This window comes from Bradyrhizobium sp. BEA-2-5, assembly GCF_032918025.1.
In the GTDB taxonomy this organism is placed as follows: Bacteria; Pseudomonadota; Alphaproteobacteria; order Rhizobiales; family Xanthobacteraceae; genus Bradyrhizobium; species Bradyrhizobium pachyrhizi.
Genome location: NZ_CP136629.1, coordinates 4,107,560 through 4,128,848 on the forward strand (window position 1 = coordinate 4,107,560; position 21,289 = coordinate 4,128,848).

Annotated in this window: 21 protein-coding genes; 14 read left to right on the forward strand and 7 right to left on the reverse strand. The window is 64.5% G+C overall.

Translation table 11 applies throughout. The features are described from left to right. Positions 1 to 51 precede the first annotated feature (51 nt). Together RX327_RS19070 and RX327_RS19075 are read left to right on the forward strand one after the other, a co-directional pair. A complete protein-coding gene (locus tag RX327_RS19070; RefSeq protein WP_317251136.1) occupies positions 52 to 726 on the forward strand; it encodes a glutathione S-transferase family protein in 675 nt (224 codons plus the stop codon). Positions 727 to 729: 3 nt separating this feature from the next. Then, positions 730 to 1,059, forward strand: coding sequence for a DMT family transporter (locus tag RX327_RS19075; RefSeq protein ID WP_028332217.1), 330 nt, complete (start codon positions 730 to 732; stop codon positions 1,057 to 1,059). 195 nt (positions 1,060 to 1,254) lie between these two features. Here the strand turns inward: RX327_RS19075 and RX327_RS19080 are convergent, their stop codons facing one another. Continuing rightward, a complete protein-coding gene (locus RX327_RS19080) occupies positions 1,255 to 1,902 on the reverse strand; it encodes an alpha/beta hydrolase (protein WP_024337874.1) in 648 nt (215 codons plus the stop codon). Positions 1,903 to 2,047: 145 nt separating this feature from the next. Between RX327_RS19080 and RX327_RS19085 the strand changes: the two genes are divergently transcribed. From RX327_RS19085 to RX327_RS19125, 9 genes are all read left to right on the forward strand, one after another. Beyond that, complete coding sequence (locus tag RX327_RS19085; protein ID WP_157344967.1) at positions 2,048 to 2,245, forward strand: hypothetical protein; 198 nt, start codon at positions 2,048 to 2,050, stop codon at positions 2,243 to 2,245. A gap of 100 nt (positions 2,246 to 2,345) precedes the next feature. After that, on the forward strand, positions 2,346 to 3,503 hold the full coding sequence (locus RX327_RS19090) for a cysteine desulfurase family protein (protein WP_317251282.1): 1,158 nt from the start codon (positions 2,346 to 2,348) through the stop codon (positions 3,501 to 3,503). A 94-nt stretch (positions 3,504 to 3,597) separates the two neighbouring features. Continuing rightward, positions 3,598 to 5,094, forward strand: a complete 1,497-nt coding sequence (gene sufB, locus RX327_RS19095) for a Fe-S cluster assembly protein SufB (protein ID WP_317251137.1) — start codon at positions 3,598 to 3,600, stop codon at positions 5,092 to 5,094. 57 nt (positions 5,095 to 5,151) lie between these two features. Beyond that, a complete protein-coding gene (gene sufC, locus RX327_RS19100; RefSeq protein WP_317251138.1) occupies positions 5,152 to 5,904 on the forward strand; it encodes a Fe-S cluster assembly ATPase SufC in 753 nt (250 codons plus the stop codon). A gap of 17 nt (positions 5,905 to 5,921) precedes the next feature. Then, positions 5,922 to 7,244: a Fe-S cluster assembly protein SufD gene (gene sufD, locus RX327_RS19105; RefSeq protein ID WP_317251140.1), complete on the forward strand. Its 1,323-nt coding sequence runs from the start codon at positions 5,922 to 5,924 to the stop codon at positions 7,242 to 7,244. Further along, positions 7,241 to 8,485, forward strand: coding sequence for a cysteine desulfurase (locus RX327_RS19110; RefSeq protein WP_317251142.1), 1,245 nt, complete (start codon positions 7,241 to 7,243; stop codon positions 8,483 to 8,485). The genes sufD and RX327_RS19110 overlap by 4 nt, the downstream gene beginning before the upstream one ends. Then, positions 8,482 to 8,853, forward strand: a complete 372-nt coding sequence (locus RX327_RS19115) for an SUF system Fe-S cluster assembly protein (RefSeq protein ID WP_317251143.1) — start codon at positions 8,482 to 8,484, stop codon at positions 8,851 to 8,853. Before RX327_RS19110 ends, RX327_RS19115 begins: the two co-directional genes overlap by 4 nt. Positions 8,854 to 9,015: 162 nt before the next feature. After that, positions 9,016 to 9,405: an iron-sulfur cluster assembly accessory protein gene (locus RX327_RS19120; protein WP_317251283.1), complete on the forward strand. Its 390-nt coding sequence runs from the start codon at positions 9,016 to 9,018 to the stop codon at positions 9,403 to 9,405. A gap of 150 nt (positions 9,406 to 9,555) precedes the next feature. Further along, a complete protein-coding gene (locus RX327_RS19125) occupies positions 9,556 to 10,038 on the forward strand; it encodes a TfoX/Sxy family protein (protein ID WP_317251144.1) in 483 nt (160 codons plus the stop codon). Positions 10,039 to 10,166: 128 nt separating this feature from the next. On the opposite strand, the gene RX327_RS19130 is transcribed toward RX327_RS19125, so the two are convergent. The 4 genes from RX327_RS19130 to RX327_RS19145 form a co-directional block, all read right to left on the reverse strand. After that, the gene (locus RX327_RS19130) at positions 10,167 to 11,234 is read right to left on the reverse strand and encodes a GGDEF domain-containing protein (protein ID WP_317251284.1); all 1,068 of its coding nucleotides are present in this window, start codon (positions 11,232 to 11,234) and stop codon (positions 10,167 to 10,169) included. A 317-nt stretch (positions 11,235 to 11,551) separates the two neighbouring features. Continuing rightward, complete coding sequence (locus RX327_RS19135; RefSeq protein ID WP_317251145.1) at positions 11,552 to 13,054, reverse strand: DEAD/DEAH box helicase; 1,503 nt, start codon at positions 13,052 to 13,054, stop codon at positions 11,552 to 11,554. A 254-nt stretch (positions 13,055 to 13,308) separates the two neighbouring features. Next, positions 13,309 to 14,001, reverse strand: a complete 693-nt coding sequence (locus RX327_RS19140) for a helix-turn-helix transcriptional regulator (RefSeq protein WP_317251146.1) — start codon at positions 13,999 to 14,001, stop codon at positions 13,309 to 13,311. A 252-nt stretch (positions 14,002 to 14,253) separates the two neighbouring features. Further along, positions 14,254 to 15,207 carry a helix-turn-helix transcriptional regulator gene (locus RX327_RS19145; protein ID WP_317251147.1) on the reverse strand — a complete coding sequence of 318 codons (954 nt, stop codon included), beginning with the start codon at positions 15,205 to 15,207 and terminating at the stop codon, positions 14,254 to 14,256. Positions 15,208 to 15,438: 231 nt separating this feature from the next. Here RX327_RS19145 and RX327_RS19150 point away from each other — a divergent pair, with 231 nt between their 5' ends. The 3 genes from RX327_RS19150 (at position 15,439) to RX327_RS19160 (ending at position 19,232) form a co-directional block, all read left to right on the forward strand. After that, positions 15,439 to 16,935, forward strand: a complete 1,497-nt coding sequence (locus RX327_RS19150; RefSeq protein WP_317251148.1) for a caspase family protein — start codon at positions 15,439 to 15,441, stop codon at positions 16,933 to 16,935. 76 nt (positions 16,936 to 17,011) lie between these two features. Further along, positions 17,012 to 18,256 carry an FAD-dependent oxidoreductase gene (locus RX327_RS19155; RefSeq protein WP_317251149.1) on the forward strand — a complete coding sequence of 415 codons (1,245 nt, stop codon included), beginning with the start codon at positions 17,012 to 17,014 and terminating at the stop codon, positions 18,254 to 18,256. A 199-nt stretch (positions 18,257 to 18,455) separates the two neighbouring features. Continuing rightward, on the forward strand, positions 18,456 to 19,232 hold the full coding sequence (locus tag RX327_RS19160; RefSeq protein WP_317251150.1) for an outer membrane protein: 777 nt from the start codon (positions 18,456 to 18,458) through the stop codon (positions 19,230 to 19,232). 75 nt (positions 19,233 to 19,307) lie between these two features. Here RX327_RS19160 and RX327_RS19165 read toward each other — a convergent pair whose 3' ends face one another. Beyond that, positions 19,308 to 20,078 carry a glucose 1-dehydrogenase gene (locus RX327_RS19165; protein ID WP_317251151.1) on the reverse strand — a complete coding sequence of 257 codons (771 nt, stop codon included), beginning with the start codon at positions 20,076 to 20,078 and terminating at the stop codon, positions 19,308 to 19,310. 197 nt (positions 20,079 to 20,275) lie between these two features. Continuing rightward, complete coding sequence (locus tag RX327_RS19170) at positions 20,276 to 21,067, reverse strand: porin family protein (RefSeq protein WP_317251152.1); 792 nt, start codon at positions 21,065 to 21,067, stop codon at positions 20,276 to 20,278. Between the last annotated feature and the right edge of the window lie 222 nt (positions 21,068 to 21,289).

Consider the following 21,289-nt stretch of genomic DNA (forward strand, 5'->3'; position numbering starts at 1 on the left):
CCATGCCATTGCATTTAATTCGATGCAGTTGCATTGAACGCGAGGTTCGTCATGGCCGCCCTGAAATTGATCAGCCACAAGCTTTGTCCCTACGTGCAGCGCGCCGTGATCGCGCTCGAGGAGAAGGGCGTGCCGTTCGCGCGGATCGACATCGATCTCGCCAGCAAGCCCGACTGGTTCTTGAAGCTTTCGCCGCTTGGCAAGGTGCCGGTGCTGGTGGTGACGACGGAGCAGGGCGAGGTCGCGCTGTTCGAGAGCAACGTGATCTGCGAGTACATCGAGGAAACGCAAGGCGGCGCGAAGCTGCATCCCGCGGATCCGTTGAAGCGTGCCGAGCACCGCGCCTGGATGGAGTTCGGCTCGGCGATCCTTGGCGATCTCTGGGGCCTGGAGACGACGACCGATCCGACGACATTCGAAAGCAAGCGTCAGGCGCTCGTTGCGAAATTTGCGCGCGTCGAGGCCGCGCTCGGCGCCGGTCCGTTCTTCGCCGGCCAGAATTTCAGTCTGGTGGATGCGGCGTTCGCGCCGATCTTCCGCTATTTCGATTTGTTCGACCAGTTGACCGATCTCGCTGTTTTCACCCACACGCCAAAACTTCGCGCCTGCCGCAGCGCGCTGGCGCAGCGGCCGAGCGTACGCAGCGCGGTGTCGCCTGACTATCCGGCGCTGCTGCATGCGTTCCTGGTCGGCCACCGCGCGCATATGCTGAAGCTTGCCGCGTAAGCCATGTCGCATTCGGTTGCCTGGATCGCGCTCGTGGTCGCCGGCCTGCTGGACGTCGGCTGGGCGATTTCGATGAAATATGCCGAAGGCTATACACGGCTCGGCTGGACGCTGGTCTCGCTGCTGCTGCTGGCTGCGTTCGTGTTCCTGCTCGGACGCGCGCTGCAGGTGCTCGGCGTCGGCGTCGCCTACACGGTGTGGACCGGCATCGGCGCGGCCGGCACGCTCGCCATGGGCGTGCTGCTGTTCAACGAGGCGCTCAACCCGATGAAGGTCGCGGGGATTGCGCTGGTGCTGGTCGGGATTGCGGCGTTGAAGCTGGCGCCGGAATGAGAGTAGGGACCGTAGAGGAGGGACCGTAGCCTGGATGAGCGCAGCGATATCCGGGTTCTTGTCGGCCGCGACCCGCATGTCGCTTCGCTCATGCGGGCTACGTGGAATCCGTAGCCCGGATGGAGCGAAGCCCGCGGAGACAGTGATCCCGGATTTCGCTGCGCTTCATCCGGGCTACAAATACAGCAGCGCGGTTCACCGCACGTTGGCGAGACGCATGTCGAGATAGGCCGTGATGGTCTCCATCAGCGGCTCGAGCTTGGCGTCGAAGAAATGGTTGGCGCCGGGGATGATCTGCTGGTCGATCACGATGCCCTTCTGCGTCTTCAGCTTCTCGACCAGCGTGTTGACGTCCTTGGGCGGCACCACCGCGTCCTTCTCGCCATGCACGATCAGGCCCGACGACGGGCAGGGCGCGAGGAACGAGAAGTCGTAGAGGTTCGCGGGCGGCGCGATCGAGATGAAGCCTTCGACCTCGGGGCGGCGCATCAGGAGCTGCATGCCGATCCAGGCGCCGAAGGAGAAGCCGGCGACCCAGCAGGCGCGCGCTTCGGGATTGATGGTCTGCGCCCAGTCGAGCGCGGCGGCTGCATCCGACAATTCGCCGGTGCCGTGGTCGAACGAGCCCTGGCTGCGGCCGACGCCGCGGAAATTGAAGCGCAGCACCGAGAAGCCGCGATGCGCGAAGGCGTAGTAGCACTGGTACACGATCTGATGGTTCATCGTGCCGTGGAACTGCGGATGCGGATGCAGGATCATCGCGATCGGCGCGTTCTTCTGCTTGGCCGGGTGATAGCGGCCTTCGAGACGGCCCGCAGGGCCGGTAAAAATGACTTCAGGCATTGTGTTCCCTTGATTGCCGCGTTCCCTTGATTGACGTCGATCAATCAACCGGTTGGAGCCATCTTCAGCGACGGTTCGCGAACAGAGCAGCTCGTGATGAAATCGGCGCAGGCACCGCCGCGCGGCACGCTGGAGGCCTTCTAGCATGACGCAAGGGGCAAAAATCAAGGAAATTGTGCCGCTTGGCGGTCGCGAATCCGCGCGCGCAGCCAGTGCGTCGGCGGCGATCCGGATCGACACGCCGGATTGCTTCGAAGGCTACCTGAAGTTTCTCATCATGCTATCGCGCTTGGGGGACCGCGAACGTCGTGTCTCGCGGCAGCAAGGCTCCTGGCGCGAGTGAAAAATCTCCCGTGCCGGTGACGTCTGATCTGGTCTCGGTCGTCAACTGTCGTTATCTCGCAGTGAAGGCCGCAACCACGGTGGTTGCCGCGGATAGCTCCATGGCCGATCGCGTCTATCTCGACTGGAATGCCACCACGCCGCTTCGCCAGGAGGCGAAGGCGGCGATGGCTGCGGCATGGGAGTTGATCGGCAACCCATCCTCGGTGCACAGCGAGGGACGGCGGGCGCGACGGCTCGTTGAGGATGCCCGCAATGCCGTGGCGAAGGCGGTCGGCGGCCGGCCGCAGGACGTGGTGTTTCTCTCCGGTGGGACCGAAGCCAATGCGCTCGCACTGACGCCGGGATTGCGCCGCGCCGCGGGCGCGCCGGTGCAGCGGCTCCTGGTGTCGGCGATCGAGCACGCGTCCGTGCTCGCGGGCGGTCGGTTTGCGACGGAGGCGACCTCCGCAATCCATGTCACGCGGGTCGGTGTGATCGATCTCAACCATCTGCGCGCACTGCTGGCCGATGGTCCGCCGGCTCTGGTCTCGGTGATGCTGGCGAACAACGAGACCGGTGCCATTCAGCCGGTGGCTGATGTCGCCGAAATCGTCCATGCGTCTGGCGGGCTGCTGCATGTCGATGCGATCCAGGCGTTCGGCAAGATCCCGTTCGATCTGGCCTCGACGCAGGCCGACCTCGTGACGCTGTCGGCGCACAAGATCGGCGGACCGAAGGGTGCAGGCGCGCTGGTGCTCGCCGAGGGCGTCGAGGGTCTGGAGGCGTTTCTGCGCGGCGGCGGGCAGGAGCTCGGGCGGCGGGCAGGGACCGAGAATATCGCCGGCATCGCCGGGTTCGGTGCGGCCGCCAAGGCGGCGATGACGGCGCTGCAAGCCGACGCGGCCCGCGTCAGGGGACTGCGCGACCGGCTCGAGCACGGGCTGCGGCAGACGCCGGACGTGCTGGTGTTCTCCGATGACGTCAAGCGGTTGCCAAATACCGTCCTGTTCACGGCGCCCGGAATAAAGGCCGAGACGGCGGTCATCGGGTTCGACCTTGGGGGAATCGCGGTCTCGTCCGGTTCCGCCTGTTCGTCGGGCAAGGTCCAGCCGTCCCACGTGTTAGAGGCAATGGGATACCGTTCGGAGGTGTCCCAGGGAGCGGTGCGGCTCAGTCTTGGCTGGTCTACCACGGAGACAGACGTGGATTTGACCCTCAAGGCTTGGCGAAAGCTCGCCGATACCTTAGTTAAGGGGGAGCGACGAAACACAGCTTGAACTGTTCTAAGCGGATTTCGTCACCAAAGCATCGTAAGAGATTTTCGGAACTTGAGATCCACCGCGGTCCTTGAAACCGCGAGCGGAGGATGGAATGCCAGCCGTACAAGAGACGGTCGAGCGCGTGAAGCGCATCGACGTCGACCAGTATCGTTATGGGTTTGAGACCCTGATCGAGTCCGACAAGGCCCCCAAGGGTCTGTCGGAAGAAACCGTCAAGTTCATCTCCGAGAAGAAGAACGAGCCCGCCTGGATGCTGCAGTGGCGGCTGGAAGCCTATCGGCGCTGGCTGACCATGACCGAGCCGACCTGGGCCCGCGTCGATTATCCCAAGATCGACTTCCAGGACCTCTATTATTACGCGGCGCCGAAGCCGAAGAAGACGGTCTCCTCGCTCGACGAGATCGATCCGGAGATCCTCAAGACCTACGAGAAGCTCGGCATCCCCTTGCGGGAAGTCGCCATGCTCGAGGGCGTCGAGCCGCCGCCTGGTGGTGAGCAGACGCCGAACCGCAAGATCGCGGTCGATGCCGTGTTCGACTCCGTCTCGGTTGCAACCACGTTCAAGGCGGAGCTGAAGAAGGCCGGCGTGATCTTCATGCCGATCTCGGAGGCGATCCGCGAGCATCCTGAACTGGTGCAGAAATATCTGGGCTCGGTGGTGCCGACCTCGGACAATTTCTACGCGACGCTGAACTCGGCGGTGTTCTCCGACGGCTCGTTCGTCTACGTGCCGCCGGGTGTGCGCTGCCCGATGGAGCTGTCGACCTATTTCCGCATCAACGAGCGCAACACCGGCCAGTTCGAGCGCACGCTGATCATCGCCGACAAGGGCGCCTACGTCTCCTATCTCGAAGGCTGCACCGCGCCGCAGCGCGACGAGAACCAGCTGCATGCGGCCGTGGTCGAGCTCGTCGCCCATGACGATGCCGAGATCAAATATTCGACGGTGCAGAACTGGTACCCGGGCAATTCGGAAGGCAAGGGCGGCATCTACAATTTCGTCACCAAGCGTGGCGACTGCCGTGGCAACAATTCCAAGATCTCGTGGACCCAGGTCGAGACGGGATCGGCGATCACCTGGAAATATCCGAGCTGCATCCTGCGCGGCGACAATTCCCGCGGCGAGTTCTACTCGATCGCGATCTCGAACGGCTATCAGCAGGTCGATAGCGGCACCAAGATGATCCATCTCGGCAAGAACACGACGAGCCGGATCATCTCCAAGGGCATCGCCGCCGGCAAGTCGCAGAACACCTATCGCGGCCTCGTCACGGCGCACCGCAAGGCGACCGGCGCGCGCAACTTCACGGCCTGCGATTCGCTGCTGATCGGCGACAAATGCGGCGCGCACACCGTGCCGTATATCGAGGCCAAGAACTCGTCGGCGACGTTCGAGCACGAGGCGACGACGTCCAAGATCTCCGAGGACGTGCTGTTCTACTGCATCCAGCGCGGGCTCAGCCAGGAAGAGGCCGTCGGCCTCGTCGTCAATGGCTTCGTCAAGGACGTGCTGCAGCAGCTGCCGATGGAGTTCGCGGTAGAGGCGCAGAAGCTGATCTCGATCTGCCTTGAAGGTTCGGTTGGCTAATCCATCCCGCTAACGGCGCGGCCGACGCGCCTCGGGGTGATGCTCAGGAAAAATCAGATGGCTTTGCTTGAAGTGAAAGACCTCAAGGTTCGTGTCGAGGAGCGTGAGATCCTCCACGGGCTGACGCTGACCGTGAATGAAGGCGAGGTGCATGCGATCATGGGGCCGAACGGCTCCGGCAAGTCGACGCTCTCGCACGTCATCGCCGGCAAGCCCGGCTATGAGGTCACCGACGGCCAAATCCTGTTCAAGGGCGAGGACCTCCTGGAGATGGCGCCGGACGAGCGCGCCGCGAAGGGCGTGTTCCTGGCGTTCCAGTATCCGGTCGAGATTCCCGGCGTTGCCACCATGACCTTCCTGCGCACCGCGCTCAACGCCCAGCGCAAGGCGCGCGGCGAGAGCGAATATTCGACACCCGACTTCCTGAAGAAGGTCCGCGAGGTCTCGAAGTCGCTGAACATCCCGCAGGACATGCTCAAGCGCGGCGTCAATGTCGGCTTCTCCGGCGGCGAGAAGAAGCGCAACGAGATGCTCCAGATGGCGCTGTTCGAGCCGAGCCTGTGCATCCTCGATGAGATGGATTCCGGCCTCGACATCGACGCGCTGCGCATTGCGGCCGACGGCGTCAATGCGCTGCGGTCGCCGAAGCGCGCGATGGTCGTGATCACCCACTATCAGCGGCTGCTGAACTACATCGTGCCCGACGTCGTGCACGTGATGTCGAGAGGCCGCGTCGTGAAGAGCGGCGGCAAGGAGCTGGCGCTGGAACTGGAGGCGTCCGGCTACGCCCAGTTCGAAGACGCTGCCTGACAAACACGGGTTTTGTGATGAACGTTGTTGCAAAGACCGAGACCGGGCGTGCGCTGGGCGATGCATTCGCCGTCGTGCGCGACCGTCTGCCGGGCGAGGGCAAGATCGCCGATCAGCGGCGCCAGGCCTTCGAGGCTTATGAACGATCAGGCCTGCCGCATCGCCGGATCGAGGAATGGAAATACACCGACCTGCGCGCGCTGGTGCGCGAAGTGCTGCCGCTCGCGGCGTCCCCGGATGATGCCGCGCTGAGCCGCGCCAGGGCTGTCGTACAGGCCCGCGCGATCGAAGGCGTCCGGCGCCTGGTGCTGGTCGACGGCGCATTCGCGCCTGATCTCTCCGATTGGCAGGATCTGGAGAATGGGCTCTCGATTAATCCGCTGCGCCTCGCGCTGGAAGCCGGCGACGAGATCGTCGCGACACAGGCTCTCGCGTCCGATGTCGCCAACCCCATGATCGCGCTGAATGGCGCGATGGCGACCGACGGGGTCGTCATCGACGTCGCTGACGGCACGGTACTGACCCAGCCGCTGCACATCGTGCATGTCGCATCCGGCACTGCGCCGGCCTCGACGTTCACGCGGTCGCTGCTCCGGCTCGGCCGCGATGCAGGCGTGACGCTGGTGGAGAGCTATCTCGCTGCCGACGGCGCCAAGGCCTACCAGACCCATGACGGACTGGTTGTTGCGATCGGTGACAATTCACGGCTCGATCACGTGCGCCTCGTCGAAGACAGCGTCGATGCCTTCAACATTTCCTCGGCGACGGTTTCGCTCGGCGCGCATGTCCATTTCAACACCTTCGGCCTGACCTCGGGCGGGCATGTCAGCCGCTACCAGCTGACGGTGACCTGCGCCGGCGAAGGTTCGACGGTCGAGACCAACGGCGTCAATCTGATCAACGGCAAGCAGCACGCCGACACCACGCTGTTCATGGATCATGCCGTGCCGAACTGCGTCAGCCGCGAGATCTTCCGCGCCGTGATCGACGATCGCGCCCATTCGGTGTTCCAGGGCCGCATCATCGTCCGTCCCGACGCGCAGAAGACCGACGGCAAGATGATGACGCGCGCGCTGCTGCTCTCGGACGAAGCCGAGGCGGACAACAAGCCCGAGCTCGAGATCTTCGCCGACGACGTCTCCTGCGGCCACGGCGCCACCGCCGGCGCGCTGGACGAGAGTTTGCTGTTCTACATGCGCGCCCGCGGACTGCCCGAGAAGGAAGCCGAGGCGCTGCTGATCCAGGCCTTCGTCGGCGAGGTGATCGAGACCATCGCCAGCGACGAGTTGCGCGAGGTCGCAATTGCCGCCGCGCAGCGCTGGCTTCAGGCGAGGGCGTGAGCATGCACAAGGCGGTCGCCAACGGCAGTTATGACGTCGCGCGCGTGCGCGAGGATTTCCCGGCGCTCGCATTGCAGGTCTACGGCAAGAAGCTGGTCTATCTCGACAACGCGGCCTCGGCCCAGAAGCCGAATGCGGTGCTCGACCGCATGACGCAGGCCTACACCAGCGAATACGCCAACGTGCATCGCGGCCTGCATTACCTCGCCAATGCCGCGACCGAGGCCTATGAAGGCGCCCGCACCAAGGTCGCGCAGTTCATCAACGCGCCGCGCACCGAAGAAGTGATCTTCACCCGCAACGCGACGGAGGCGATCAACCTGGTCGCGTCCTCGTGGGGTGGGCCGAATATCAAAGAGGGCGACGAGATCGTCCTCTCGATCATGGAGCACCACTCCAACATCGTGCCGTGGCATTTCCTCAGGGAACGCCAGGGTGCCGTGATCAAATGGGCGCCGGTCGACGACGAGGGCAATTTCCTGATCGACGAGTTCGAGAAGCTCCTGACGCCGAAGACCAAGCTGGTTGCGATCACGCAGATGTCGAACGCGCTCGGCACCATCGTGCCGGTCAAGGACGTGATCCGGCTGGCGCATGCCCGCGGCATTCCCGTGCTCGTCGACGGCAGCCAGGGCGCGGTGCATCTGCCGGTCGACGTCCAGGACATCGGCTGCGACTTCTATGTCTTCACCGGCCACAAGGTGTACGGGCCGACCGGCATCGGCGCGCTCTACGGCAAGTACGAGCATCTGGCAGCCATGCCGCCCTTCAACGGCGGCGGCGAGATGATCCGCGAGGTGGCCAAGGACTGGGTCACCTATGGCGATCCTCCGCACAAGTTCGAAGCCGGCACCCCGCCCATCGTCGAGGCCGTCGGCCTTGGCGCCGCCATCGACTACGTCAATTCGATCGGCAAGGAGAGGATCGCTGCGCACGAGCACGATCTCACCTATGCGCAGGAGCGTCTGCGCGAGATCAACTCGTTGCGCGTGATCGGAACCGCCCGCAGCAAGGGCCCGGTGATCTCGTTCGAGCTCAAGGGCGCGCATGCCCATGACGTCGCCACCGTGATCGACCGCCAGGGCATCGCGGTGCGCGCCGGCACCCATTGCGTGATGCCGCTTTTAGAGCGGTTCAACGTGACCGCGACGTGCCGGGCCTCGTTCGGCATGTATAATACGCGGGAAGAAGTCGATCATCTGGCACATGCGCTGTTGAAGGCGCGGGATTTGTTCGCATGACCGATACAGCCGAAGTCAAGACGGCCACCATGGAAACCACCTCGGCGCTGCCGCCGGAGGAGACCGAGCGTCTGACCACCGAGATCATCGCCGGGCTCAAGACCGTGTTCGATCCGGAAATTCCGGCCGACATCTATGAGCTCGGCCTGATCTACAAGGTCGAGATCAAGGACGACCGCTCGGTCGACGTGCAGATGACGCTGACGACGCCGAACTGTCCGGCCGCCGGCGAACTGCCGACCATGGTCGAGAACGCGGTCGCCAGCGTCCCTGGCGTCGGCGTCGTCAACGTCAATCTGGTGTGGGATCCGGCCTGGACGCCGGACCGGATGTCGGACGAGGCACGCCTCGTCCTCAATATGTGGTGATGTGTCACAGCGTTTTCGAGCGAAGTGGATGCCGGTTCGCGTCAAGAAAACGCGTCAGAACAAGAGGTAAAGGTTCTGATCAAGTCAGAACCTTTACGGATTGGACTTAGGCTCAAGAAGACCGGCAATTGATTTGCCGCTGGGACTGACCACATGAGTGACATGACGCAAGCTTCACCGACCCCAGCCAAACCGAAGCGGCCGCGCCCGCAGGTCATGAAACTGACCGATGCCGCCGCGGAGCGGATCACCGAGCTGACCAAGCGCGCCGATTCCGAGATCGTCGGGCTCCGCGTCGGCGTGAAGAATGGCGGCTGTGCCGGTCAGTCCTACACGGTCGAATACGCCCACGAGATCCGGCCGACCGACGAGGTCGTCGAGGACAAGGGCGTCAAGATCCTGGTCGATCCCAAGGCCGTGCTGTTCCTGCTCGGCACCGAGATGGACTACAGGGCCGACAAGATGCAGGCCCAATTCGTCTTCAACAATCCCAACCAGGTCTCCGCCTGCGGCTGCGGCGAATCGGTCCAGCTCAAGCCGGCCACGGTCTGACGGCGTCCCGGCCGGTTGCGCGCGCGCCGGGCGCACCACCATTGATTGTTGATCCGATCGTCGCCCATACTGCCTCATCGAGAGGCTGCGGCGTATGGGTCCTGGCACCCCATGCGCAATTGCGCACTCGGCCGGCATGACGGTGGGCACATGGACCGCGAATTCCTGATCGACCTGTTCGCCGATTTCGGCCCCGTCACCATCCGCAAGATGTTCTCGGGCTACGGCATCTCCGCCGCCGGCGTCAATTTCGCGCTGTCCCTGCGCGCCGGGCTCTACTTTCGTGCCGACGAGCAGACCATCCCGCAATTTGAGGCGGAGGGCAGCGGGCCATTCCAATATCAGACACGGTCGAAGACCGTCACGGTGAACTCCTACTGGCAGCTGCCGGCACGGCTGTTCGATGATTCGGAAGAACTCGCGGTCTGGGCACGGTCGGCACTCGGCGCCGCCCAGCGCGCTGCGCTGCGCAAGCGGCCGAGGAAACGAGCGGCTGCGCGAAAGTCGAAGGCGCCTGCGAAGAAGACTGCTGCAAAGAAGACTGCAGGCAAGAAAGCGGCGACCAAAAGAGCGGCAAAGAAAGCGGTCAAGACGACGAGTAGGCGCGCTCCGAAGAAAAAGTCCTCATCCTAAGACAGCCACCTCCGTCCACGTCATTGCGAGGAGCGATAGCGACGAAGCAATCCATGGGTCCGCATATGCGGTTAGCTGGATTGCTTCGCTTCGCTCGCAATGACGGTGGAGGCAGTTGAGCGACCAGGTCACGCCACGCGGGTCTGGATCTCGGTGCTGTATTCCGGATCGGCTTCGCAGATCACGCGGTTGCGGCCATTGCGCTTGGCGGCGTAGAGGCAGGCATCCGCACGCTCGATCAGCGCGTCGGTGTCGTCGCCCTCCTTGAGCATGGAGACGCCGACGGAGATGGTGACGCGGCCGAGGATCTCGCCGGTCGATTTCTTCTTCAATTCCTTCGCCATCACGGCGCGACGGATGTGGTCGGCGACCGTGAGAGCCTGGCGCAGCGCGGTGTTGGGCAGCACGACCGCGAATTCCTCGCCGCCATAGCGTGCGGTGATATCCTGGCCCTTGATGGTCTGCTTCATCGAAAGGCCGACGAGCCGCAGCACCTGGTCGCCGGTGAGATGGCCGTAGGAATCGTTGAACGACTTGAAGTGATCGATGTCGAACAGAAGCAGCGACAGCGGCTCGCCCGAGGCGAGCGCGTTCTGCACGGCCATGCCGATCATGCGGTCGAAATATTTGCGGTTGCCGAGGCCGGTGAGGGGATCGGTCAGGCTCTCGGCGCGGATCGCTTCCAGGCTCTGCTGGAAGTCGCTGATCTCCGACTTCGACAGCGCGAGCCGGCTCTCCAATGCCTGATTGGTCTCGCGCATCTCGCGCGTCGATTTTGCCAGGCTATCGACGATTGCCTTGATGTGATCGCGGGTGGTCGCGCTCGCAAGCTTATCGCTGGCACCGACGAGGCTGGCGTCATAGGTCGCGGACACGCCGAGCGCATCGGTGATCACCTTCATCACGTCGTCGATCTCGCCGATGACGCGCGCGCCGACCTTGTCGATGCGGTCGGTGGTCTTGATGTGGGAGAGATAGGTCTCGTAGATCTGCTCGAGATCGGCTTCGGTCAGCTTGCCGCTGCGCGCCAGCGTCTCGTTGATGATCTTGTTGAGCGGCGCGTTGTAGCCGGTGGCGTAGACGTACCAGATCTCGTAATTGCGGGGAATTGCCGTCTGTCGAAGCGATCGGATCTGACCGAGCGCCACCTCGGCGAACGCCATCGTGCGTTCGTGTTCGTCCAGCAGCTTGACCACTGTCACGCCCTCAATGCACGCAATGCCGGTTAAACCCGGCAGCAATGACTAAACTATTGGGGCGAGGGTACGGGACGAGAGTGAAGGCAAGGTAAACAGTGGAACTACGGGGAGGTCCGCTGCAACGACCATGCGGCGCGCCCGATCTTTGTCCGCCTTGAGCGCCACTTTCGGGCGCTTTTCGTTTGTTCGCGATTGCGATGCGCAAACTGCGCGCATTTGCTTCAAACGCTGGGGATCAGCGCGTGCGCCGGTCGCGGGTGGCAACGGAGATTGGCTGGACTACCGCCGCTGGCGCGGCGGCATCGGAGCAGGCCTTATGCGCGTGCGCGCACAGGTCGCAGCAGGAAGGCGGGCAGGTGCGAATGATCGGCGGGCTCGTGGTCCACCTCGCGCTGCGGTCGCCGTGGCTCGGCACGCCCGATCGACGGCACGTGCGACGGAGCGGCTTGCGGAGCCGAATTGCGGCCGTGGCGCGGTTCACGCTCCGGCTTCGCTGCGCGCTCCTCGCGGGGCTCCCGCTCGTGACGCGCTTCGCGCGGCTCGCGTTCACCGTGGCGCGCCTCGCGCTCACCGTGGCGCGCTTCGCGCTCACGGCGCGGCTTGCGGCCGCCGCGGGCACCATCGCGCGAACCTTCGCGGCCACGCGAGCGGCGCGGCGCGGCATCCTCGTCAGAGGCTTCGCTGTGAACGGTGTAGTCGCCCTCGGTGCGCGGAATCTGCTGGCCGATCAGCTTCTCGATCGCGGCCATCGACTTGCTGTCGAGCGGTGTCACGATCGAGATCGCGGTGCCGGTGCGGCCCGCGCGGCCCGTGCGGCCGATCCGATGAACGTAGTCGTCGGCGTGATGGGGAACGTCGAAATTGAAGACGTGGCTGACCTCGGGAATGTCGAGGCCGCGGGCGGCGACGTCGGAGGCGACGAGCAGCGGCAGCTCACCCTTTCGGAACTGTTCGAGTGCCGCCGTGCGGGCCGACTGGTCCATGTCGCCGTGCAGCGCGCCGACGCTGAAGCCGTGCTTCTGAAGCGACTTGTGAACGATGGCGACCTCGCGCTTGCGATTGCAGAAGATGATCGCGTTCTTGAGGTCCTTGGCCTCCCGCAGCAGGCGGCGAAGCAGCTCGCGCTTCTCGTGCGCCTCGCGTCCGGCAGGCACCTGGGCTTGCGTGACGGTGACGGCGGTGGTGGCGGGCCTGGAGACCTCGATCTTCTGCGGATTGTGCAGGAAGGCTTCGGTGATGCGCCGGATTTCCGGCGGCATGGTCGCGGTGAAGAACAGGGTCTGCCGCGTGAACGGGACGAGCTTGCAGACGCGCTCGATGTCGGGAATGAAGCCCATGTCCAGCATGCGGTCGGCCTCGTCGATGACGAGCAGTTCGACGCCGGTGAGCAGCAGGCCGCCGCGCTCGGTGTGGTCGAGCAGGCGGCCGGGGGTTGCGATCAGCACGTCGACGCCGCGCATCAGCTTGGCATCCTGGTCGCCGAAGGAGACGCCGCCGATCAGGAGGGCGACGTTGAGTTTCTGGCCGGCGCCGTAGCGGTCGAAGTTTTCCTTCACCTGGGCCGCAAGCTCGCGGGTCGGCTCGAGGATCAGGGTGCGCGGCATGCGCGCCCGGGCTCGGCCCTTCTCGAGGATGGTAAGCATCGGCAGCACGAAGGCCGCGGTCTTGCCGGTGCCGGTCTGGGCGATTCCCAGCACGTCCTTGCGTGCGAGGACGTGAGGGATCGCCTGTTCCTGGATGGGGGTGGGATTGGTATAACCGGTGGCCGCCACTGCGGCGAGGACTTTTTCGGATAGTCCGAGATTTGAAAAGGACATTGAGCCTCTGGTCGAAACCGCCGTTCGGAATCGAGGGTAATAAGGCTGTCGCGTTCCACCCCGAAACGGCGCGCTCTTCTATAAAGCTCGGGGGCTCTGACTAACGCTGACGGACGGCAAACCTGACGAATCGCGTTTCGATCCGAGGGCCGCGTTGCCTCGCAACATAGGGGCGAAACCGGTAAAGTCAATCTTGGAACCGGCCGGATAGCCGAAAAAGCTTAACGTTTTGACTGAAATACGCGTCTTTTTCGTCATTTGGCGGTCAAATGAATCACGACTCCCGCCCCGGACGGCGAGGCCACAGCGGGGGCTTCCGCGCTGTTTTTCATCCTGAATTTGCCGGGCGTCAGGCCTTCGGAAGCGCCGAATATCCGGTAGAAAGTGGCGAGGCTGCCGAACCCGCAGGTGAGGGCGATGTCGGCGATCGGCCGCGGCGGCTTCTCGCGAAGCAGCCTTCGGCTCTCGCTCAGGCGCTGGGCGGTGACGGTCTGCGAAAAGCTCGTCCCGGTTGCTTCGAACAAGACGTGCAGGTAGCGGACCGAGACGCCGAGCATGCCGGCGACCATCCCTGGCGACAGACTTGGCCTGGCAAGATGGCGCGTGATCAGGCGGCGCGCGAGGCTGAGCCGGCCGACGCGCAGCGCCTGCTGCGCCCGCCGGCTGCCCGGCCTGATCACACCGCGCTCGATCAGCGCAAGGTCCGCCACGATCTTAACCAGCGCAGGAATGCAAGCGTTATCACCGGCCTCCGTCGCCTCCTTGAAGTCGGCGAGGCAAGCTTCTAGCAGCGGCGCCCAGCCGTGATTGCTGGTCGCCGCTGAGCCCTGACGGGCTGGCTCAGATGACGGGATTTGATCCGCCCGCAGGTCCGCGGCATCGAGATAAATGCGCGTCGCGCCTCTAGCTAGCGTTTCCTGGCTGTGATCCCCGTGCTTACCGCGCATCGTGACTGATCCCTCGCTCTGCATGAGAGCGCGCGTCGCCGGCAAGGAAATTTGCGGTGCCGAACCCGGACGAAGCGCCGCAGTGGTTCTTGCGAAACGGCCGGAAAATATCTTCTCAATGCGCGCAGGCTGATCACTTCGGTTCAACGAACGTCGGATCGCGCGGCGGTGTGAAGTTCAGGGAGGTGAAGGGGGCGCGGCCGAGCTACGGCAAATTGCGAGCGCGGTGTCCCGGCCGGTCCGGACGGGCGCTCAGGCCGTTTGTGCGCGATAGTCGCCCGGCGTCATGGATTCGGATGCATTGAACAGGCGGTAGAACGTCGCAAGGCTCTCGAAGCCGCAAGCAAAGGCGATCTCAGCGATCGTCTGCCCGGGCTGCTCGCGGAGCAGGCGGCGGCTTTGTTCGAGCCGGAGCGCGGTGACGGTCTCCGAGAAGCTCATCTCGGTCTCCTCGAACAGGATGTGCAGATGACGGACCGAGATGCCGAGCAGGCCGGCAATCAGGGTTGGCGACAGCGCTGCACGCGCCAGATGGCGCCGGATCAGGCGCCGGGCCAGCGACAAATGGGCGGTTCGCAAGGCCTGCTGCGCGAGCCGGCTCTTCGGCCGCATGATGCCGCGCTCGATCAGCGCTATATGGGCCAGAGCCTGCACCGTCGGAGCCGTGCCCGCCGTCGCGGCATCGTTGCTTTCGATGAGGTCGCGGAAGCATGATTCCAGCAGAGCCCGCAGCGCGGTCTCATCCTGCAAGGGCCTGGGGACCAGTTCGCCGAGCTCGGCGCCCGACGGGACGATGTTCGCCACCGGGACCTTGATGATGCGCAGGTGGAAGCCGTCATCGTGCAGGGGGACAGTGCGATAGGGCAGGTCCGAATAGCTGGTCGCGAACATGCCGTCGCGAACGGAAAATTCATCGAGCCGCGCGCCGCCGAACCAGCCGCCGCCGCCAAGCTGCTGGTAGATGCACAGGCTGTTGCTGGCCGCGTCGGCGATGTCGCCCGTGCGCCGCTCGACACGGTACGGCGAGGCCCGCAGCTCGACCAGCCCGGCATCGCCGAGCTTGCGCAGCGAGAACTCGCCGAAGAAGTCGCGGCGCCGGTCGGCTTCCAGCTCGGCAGTGACGCCGAACAGCCCCTTGGCGCGAACCTCGCGCCAATAGTCGAAGCGATCCTTGGGATCGACTTGATCAGTAGACCATGTGTGCACGGAAAAGCCGTTGCGACGTGCGGAGAGCTCGAGCCGGATGGAGGTTCGAAATCTATCACGCGGGCCGTAAAAAGAAACTTGACCTAAGACAAATCGGACCCCTCATTTCGGCCTGGCGTGGCCGGCCGGAATGGCCGTCCGCGGCCGGCCTTGAACCGGCGAAACGGCTGGTCCGACTATTAGGCGGCGGTCGCACGGGCGGCGCGTTTGTCGTGCAGGCGGGAAAACGGGATGAAGAGCTGGCTTTCGAGACTTTCGGCGATCCTTTGGGCGGTTGCATTTGTCGTATCGGCCGCACCGGCCCATGCCGAGAAGCGCGTCGCGCTGGTCGTCGGCAACAACGACTACAAGAACGTCCCGAAGCTGCTCAAGGCCGTCAACGACGCCCGCACCATGGGCGACACGCTGAAGCAGCTCGGCTTCAGCGTTATGGTGGCCGAGAACCTCAATCGGCAGGCGTTCTCCGAGACGCTGCTCGCGTTCGACCGCGCCGTGGAACCCGGCGACACGGCGTTCTTTTTCTACGCCGGCCACGGTTTCGAGATCGCCGGCCAGAACTATCTGCTGCCGACCGACGTGCCGGCGGCGACGGAAGGTCAGGAAGAGCTGGTGCGCGACGCCTCGATCCTGGCCGACCGCATCGTCGAGCGCCTTCAGAACAAGAAGGCGCGGACTTCGATCCTGGTGTTCGACGCCTGCCGCAACAACCCGTTCGAGCGCAAGGGCACCCGTGCGGTCGCCGGCGGCGGCGGGCTCGCGCCGATGACGCAGCTGCCCGAAGGCGTGTTCTCGGTGTTCTCGGCGGGGCCCCGCCAGACCGCGCTCGATCGCCTGTCCAACGACGACGCCAATCCCAATTCGGTGTTCACGCGCACCTTCGCCAAGGAGCTGCTCAAGCCCGGCGAGAACCTCGTCCAGGTTGCGCAACGCACGCGCCGTGCCGTCAGCGAGATGGCCGACACGGTCAAGCACAGGCAGGTGCCGGTCTATTTCGACCAGATGGTCGACGACGTCTTCCTCAACGGGATCGCAAAGGGGCAGGCCGAGGCGGTCAAGCCGTCCGCGCCGCCGCAGCAGGTGGCCGCGCTGCCGCCGGTCGCGGTGCCGAAGCTGCCGAAGGAGGAGACCATCAACGCGCCGATCGCGAGCTTCTCGCGGCACAATGGCGGCTGGAGCGTTACGTTCTCCTTCGCCGACCCGACGCTCGGCATTTCCTGGCGCATCGCCGGCAAGAGCGATTTCCGCGAGACCGGATTCATCGACACGCTCGATCCGCGCACGCGCAAGCGGATGCCGAACCCGTCGATCGAGCTGCCGCCTGATGCGCAGGCCGGCACCATCGAGGTCCGCTATGTCGATCAGTCCGGCGAGATGCAGGGACCGTTCCCGATCAGGTTCGATCCCGAGGCCGCTTTGATCCGTGACCAGCGCAAGATCCTCGACATGACCTCGACGAGCTGGCTGTCGTTCCGCGAGTTCAACGGGCTCCTGGTCTACTACACGCATCTCGTGTCCTACCGCTGCGCCATCCGCGAGGTGCGCATCGGCATCGACACCGCCGTGCCCAACCAGGTGCTGAAGATGCCGTCCTGCAATTCGCGCGATCCCAGCGCGATCCCGTCTGACGCGCAGCCCTATCTGAAGCTCGCGCCGCAGACCAAGGCGGTCTCGGTCGAGCTGACCTATCGCGACGGCAGCGTGTCGGAAATCAAGACCTTCAGGCGATAGCCTTGCATCCTTGTTGCCCGATCGATCCGCGTTACAATCTGGTTCTGAGGGGCGAGGCAGCGGTGAGGACGGCATCATGGATGCAGGCTATCCGGCAGGGCCGAACACGCGTCAGATCAGGGCGCGCTGCTGCGTCGTCGGCGGCGGGCCGGCCGGCATGATGCTCGGCTATCTCCTGGGGCGGGCCGGGATCGACGTGGTGGTGCTGGAGAAGCATGCGGATTTTTTCCGCGACTTCCGCGGCGACACCGTGCATCCCTCGACGCTTCAGGTGATGGACGAGCTCGGCCTGATCGACGGCTTCCTGAAGCTGCCGCATCAGCGCTTGCAGAAGATGGACGGCTTGTTCGGCGGCACGCCGGTGCGCATCGCCGATCTCCGCCGCCTCAGCGTCAAATACCCCTTCATCGCGATGATGCCACAGTGGGACTTCCTCAATTACCTGCGCGAGAGCGGCAAGCGCTTCCCCTCGCTGAAGGTGCTGATGAAGGCCGAGGCGACCGATCTGATCCGGCGCGGCGATGCTGTCGCAGGCGTGCACGCGAACACACCCGACGGCCCGATCGACATCGAGGCCGATCTCACCATTGCCTGCGACGGCCGGCATTCGACCGTGCGCGGACGCGCCGGCCTCGAGGTCGAGGAGATCGGCGCGCCGATGGACGTGCTCTGGTTCCGCGCCGGCCGCAGACCCGACGAGACCGAGAACGTGTTCGCGCGGGTCGAGCCCGGCAAGATGATGATCACCTTCGACCGCGGCGACTATTGGCAATGCGCCTATGTCATCGCCAAGGGACAATACGAAGCGGTGAAGGCGAGGGGATTGCAGGCGTTGCTCGACGACGTCGTGCGCATGGCGCCGATCCTTCGATCCGGCATCACTGATGTGAAGAGCTTTGACGATATCAAGCTGCTTACGGTCGCGATCAACCGCCTCGAGCGCTGGACGCAGCCGGGCCTGCTGTGCATCGGCGACGCCGCGCATGCGATGTCGCCGATCGGCGGCGTCGGCGTCAATCTCGCCGTGCAGGACGCGGTTGCGACCGCCAATATCCTGGCGGCGAAGCTCGTTCACGGCGTACCGTCGGAAGACGAGCTCGATGCGGTGCGACGGCGCCGCGAATTCCCGGTGCGCGTGACACAGCGCATGCAGGTGATCGTGCAGAACAACATCATCAGCGGCGCGCTGAAGGCCGGCGATCAGCCGGTGCCGTTGGCGCTGCGGTTGATCACGGCAATGCCATGGCTGCAGGGTCTCACCGCACGTATGGTCGCCGTCGGGGTGCGGCCGGAGCACGTGCATTCGCCGGCGGCGGGCTGAACGGCGCGCCGTGCGGCCGGAAGGAATTCATCAGGGATAACAGCTGCTTAATTCGATTGATGAAAGTTGCTCGACCGCAACAGCAAGACAAGATTCGAAATGCGCGCGAGCGGATTCCGCTCCGGCAGCTTCAGCGATTTTCTTTTGGTAAGGGTCTCTCTGGAAAAGCTGTGCCATCAGACAACCTGGGGGTGCTGCTGTGTTTCGTACCAAATTCATTGCCGTCCTGACTGCAACCACGGCGCTCGGCGTCAGCGCCGCATCGGCCGCCGACCTTGCCGCCCGTCCGTACAGCAAGGCACCGGCCTATGTGGAAACGATCTACAACTGGGCCGGCTTCTACATCGGCGGGCACCTCGGCGGTGCCTGGACCAACGAGCAGTGGGTCAACAGCGCCAACACCTCGCCGTTCGGCGATCTTTCGCCGGGCGACAGCCTCCGTCAGCGCAACTCCGGTATCATGGGCGGCGCCCAGATCGGCTACAACTGGCAGGCCAACAACTACGTGTTCGGCATTGAGGGCACGATCTCCGGCCTCGACAACTCCGGCCGCGTCACCAACACGGTGTTCGGCGTCGGCCGCGACGATCAGTTCAGCTGGCGCTCGAATGTCATGGCGACGATCGTCGGTCGTGCCGGCTACGCGATCCAGAACAACCTGTTCTACTTCAAGGGTGGCTATGCCGGCGTGAACAACCGTCTGTCCGTCGTCGACAATCTTCCGCCGTCGACCGGCTCCGGCAGCCAGACTCATTGGGCCAGCGGCTGGACCGTCGGCGGTGGCTGGGAATACGGCATCACCCGCAACTGGACCATCGGCGTCGAATACAATTACGCGGCCTTCGAGCGTCAGGCCTATCAGCTCGCCGGCACCGCCGCAGGGACCTATACGTTCGATGCCAAGCCGCGCGACATTCAGTGGGCGGTGGTGCGCGTGAACTACAAGTTCGACGCGCCGGCCATCGCGCGCTACTGAACTACTCTGAGGCGAACAGGATGCGAGGGCCCCGGCGATGCGCCGGGGCTCTCGTGTTTCAGGGCGCTCGTGTTTTCAGGCCATCACCGAATAGCCGCCGTCGACGGGGATCGCGGTGCCGGTGACGAAGTCCGACGCGGGCGAGGCGAGGAACACGGCGATGCCGGCGAAGTCGTCGATGTCGCCCCAACGCCCCGCTGGCGTGCGCGCCAGCACGCGCTCGTGCAGCCCCGACACCTGCTGCCGCGCGCCGCGGGTGAGGTCGGTGTCGATCCAGCCTGGCAGGATGGCGTTGACCTGGATGTTGTCGGGCGCCCAGGCGTTGGCGCACGCGCGGGTGTACTGCACGATGCCGCCCTTGCTCGCGGCATAGGCCGTCGCGAAGCTCGCGCCGAAGATCGACATCATCGAACCGATATTGATCACCTTGCCGTTGCCGGACGCCTTCAGCGCCGGATAGGCCAGCTTCGAGCACACGAAGGCGCTGGTGAGGTTGGTGTCGATCACCTTGTTCCACTCGTCGAGCTCGAGTTCGTGCGGCGGCTTGCGGATGCTCATGCCGGCATTGTTGATGAGGACGTCGATGCGGCCGAGCTCCCCGACGACGCGCTCGATCATCGCAGCGACCGCCGTCTTGTCGGTCACGTCGGTGGCGACGGCGATCGCCTTCACGCCGCGCTTGCCGAGATCCTCGACGGCGGCCTTTGACTTCGCCTCGTTGCGGCCGACCACGGCAACCGCCGCGCCGGCGTCCGCCAGGCCGCGCGCCATGCCAAGCCCGATGCCGCCATTGCCGCCGGTGACGATGGCGACCCGGCCCGAGAGATCAAACTGTCCGTTCTTCATTGTTGTTGTCCGCTGAGGTTTGAACCGGGCGCGAGAGTGCCCGATCGTCACGGCGCTGACCAGATCGGCCACAGCCGGTCCGCCCTGCGCCGGCGGGCTTGCGCGTGGGGCGATTTCCACGACGTTCGGGCAACAAAAAAGCCCCGGACAATGCCGGGGCTTTTGCTCTGCAATCTCAGCAGGGATCAGTACGCAGCTCAGTACTTCGCGACGACCGGACCGGTCCAGTTGAAGCGGTAGACCAGCGAGGTGCTGATGGTCTGGACAAGCGGCTTGAAGGTGATGTCGCGGCCATTCGAGATGTTGGTGCCGTCGACCAGCTCCGAGATGTTCTTGTTGTCGTAGTAAGCGGCGCGATACTCGGTCTTCATGAACCAGCCGGGCGACGTGATGCCGAAGATGTTCAGGCTGTTCTCGACGCCGCCACCCACGAACCAGCCGCCGCGATCGAAGTCGTTGGTGTGGAGACCCGAGGGAAGCGCGCTTGCGGTGTTGAACAGCGTGGTGCCCTTCCAGTGCGAGCTGGAGTAACCGGCGTTGACGTAGGACAGGACGTTCGGCGCGATCAGGTAGCCGAGGCGCGCACCAGCCGCCCAGCTGTAGTCGTTCTTGATGTTGCCGGCGACGAACGGACCCTGATCCTGGATGGTGCCCTTCAGGCTGCCGAACTGACCGTCGGCGAACACGCCGATGACCCAGCTGTTGGCGGTCTGCCAGTCGTAACCGGCGCCGACGGTGCCGTACCAGCCATCGCCGCCCTGGCGCTGGTTGAAGCCGAGGATCGGCGCACCCGTGACGGTCGACTGGACGCCCGTGTCAGCATCCCAGACGCCGCCGCCGCCACCGCCGAAGATGTAGAAGCCGGTCCAGCTCGGAGCGACCGGAACCGGGGCAGGAGCCTTGGTGTAGGGGCGGGCGGCCAGGTCGGCAGCCGACGCCGATGCCGTCATCGCCGCAACCGCGGTCAGAGCGAGCAAAGTCTTCTTCATGTCCAAATCCTCGACTAGCGTTCGATCAGGTCGCTCAGGGGAGTGCGCTGGCACCGATTCCCGAAACTCATGTTGGGACTATACGTGGTTCCGTTGGAAATGCTGTTGCTGGTGAGACACATCCGGCCGAAAACGAAGCCACTGGGGCTCTCCGAACGGGCAAAATGGCAACGGCCGCCCCGATCTGGGGGCGGCCGGAAACTCATTTCAGATCAATCGGTT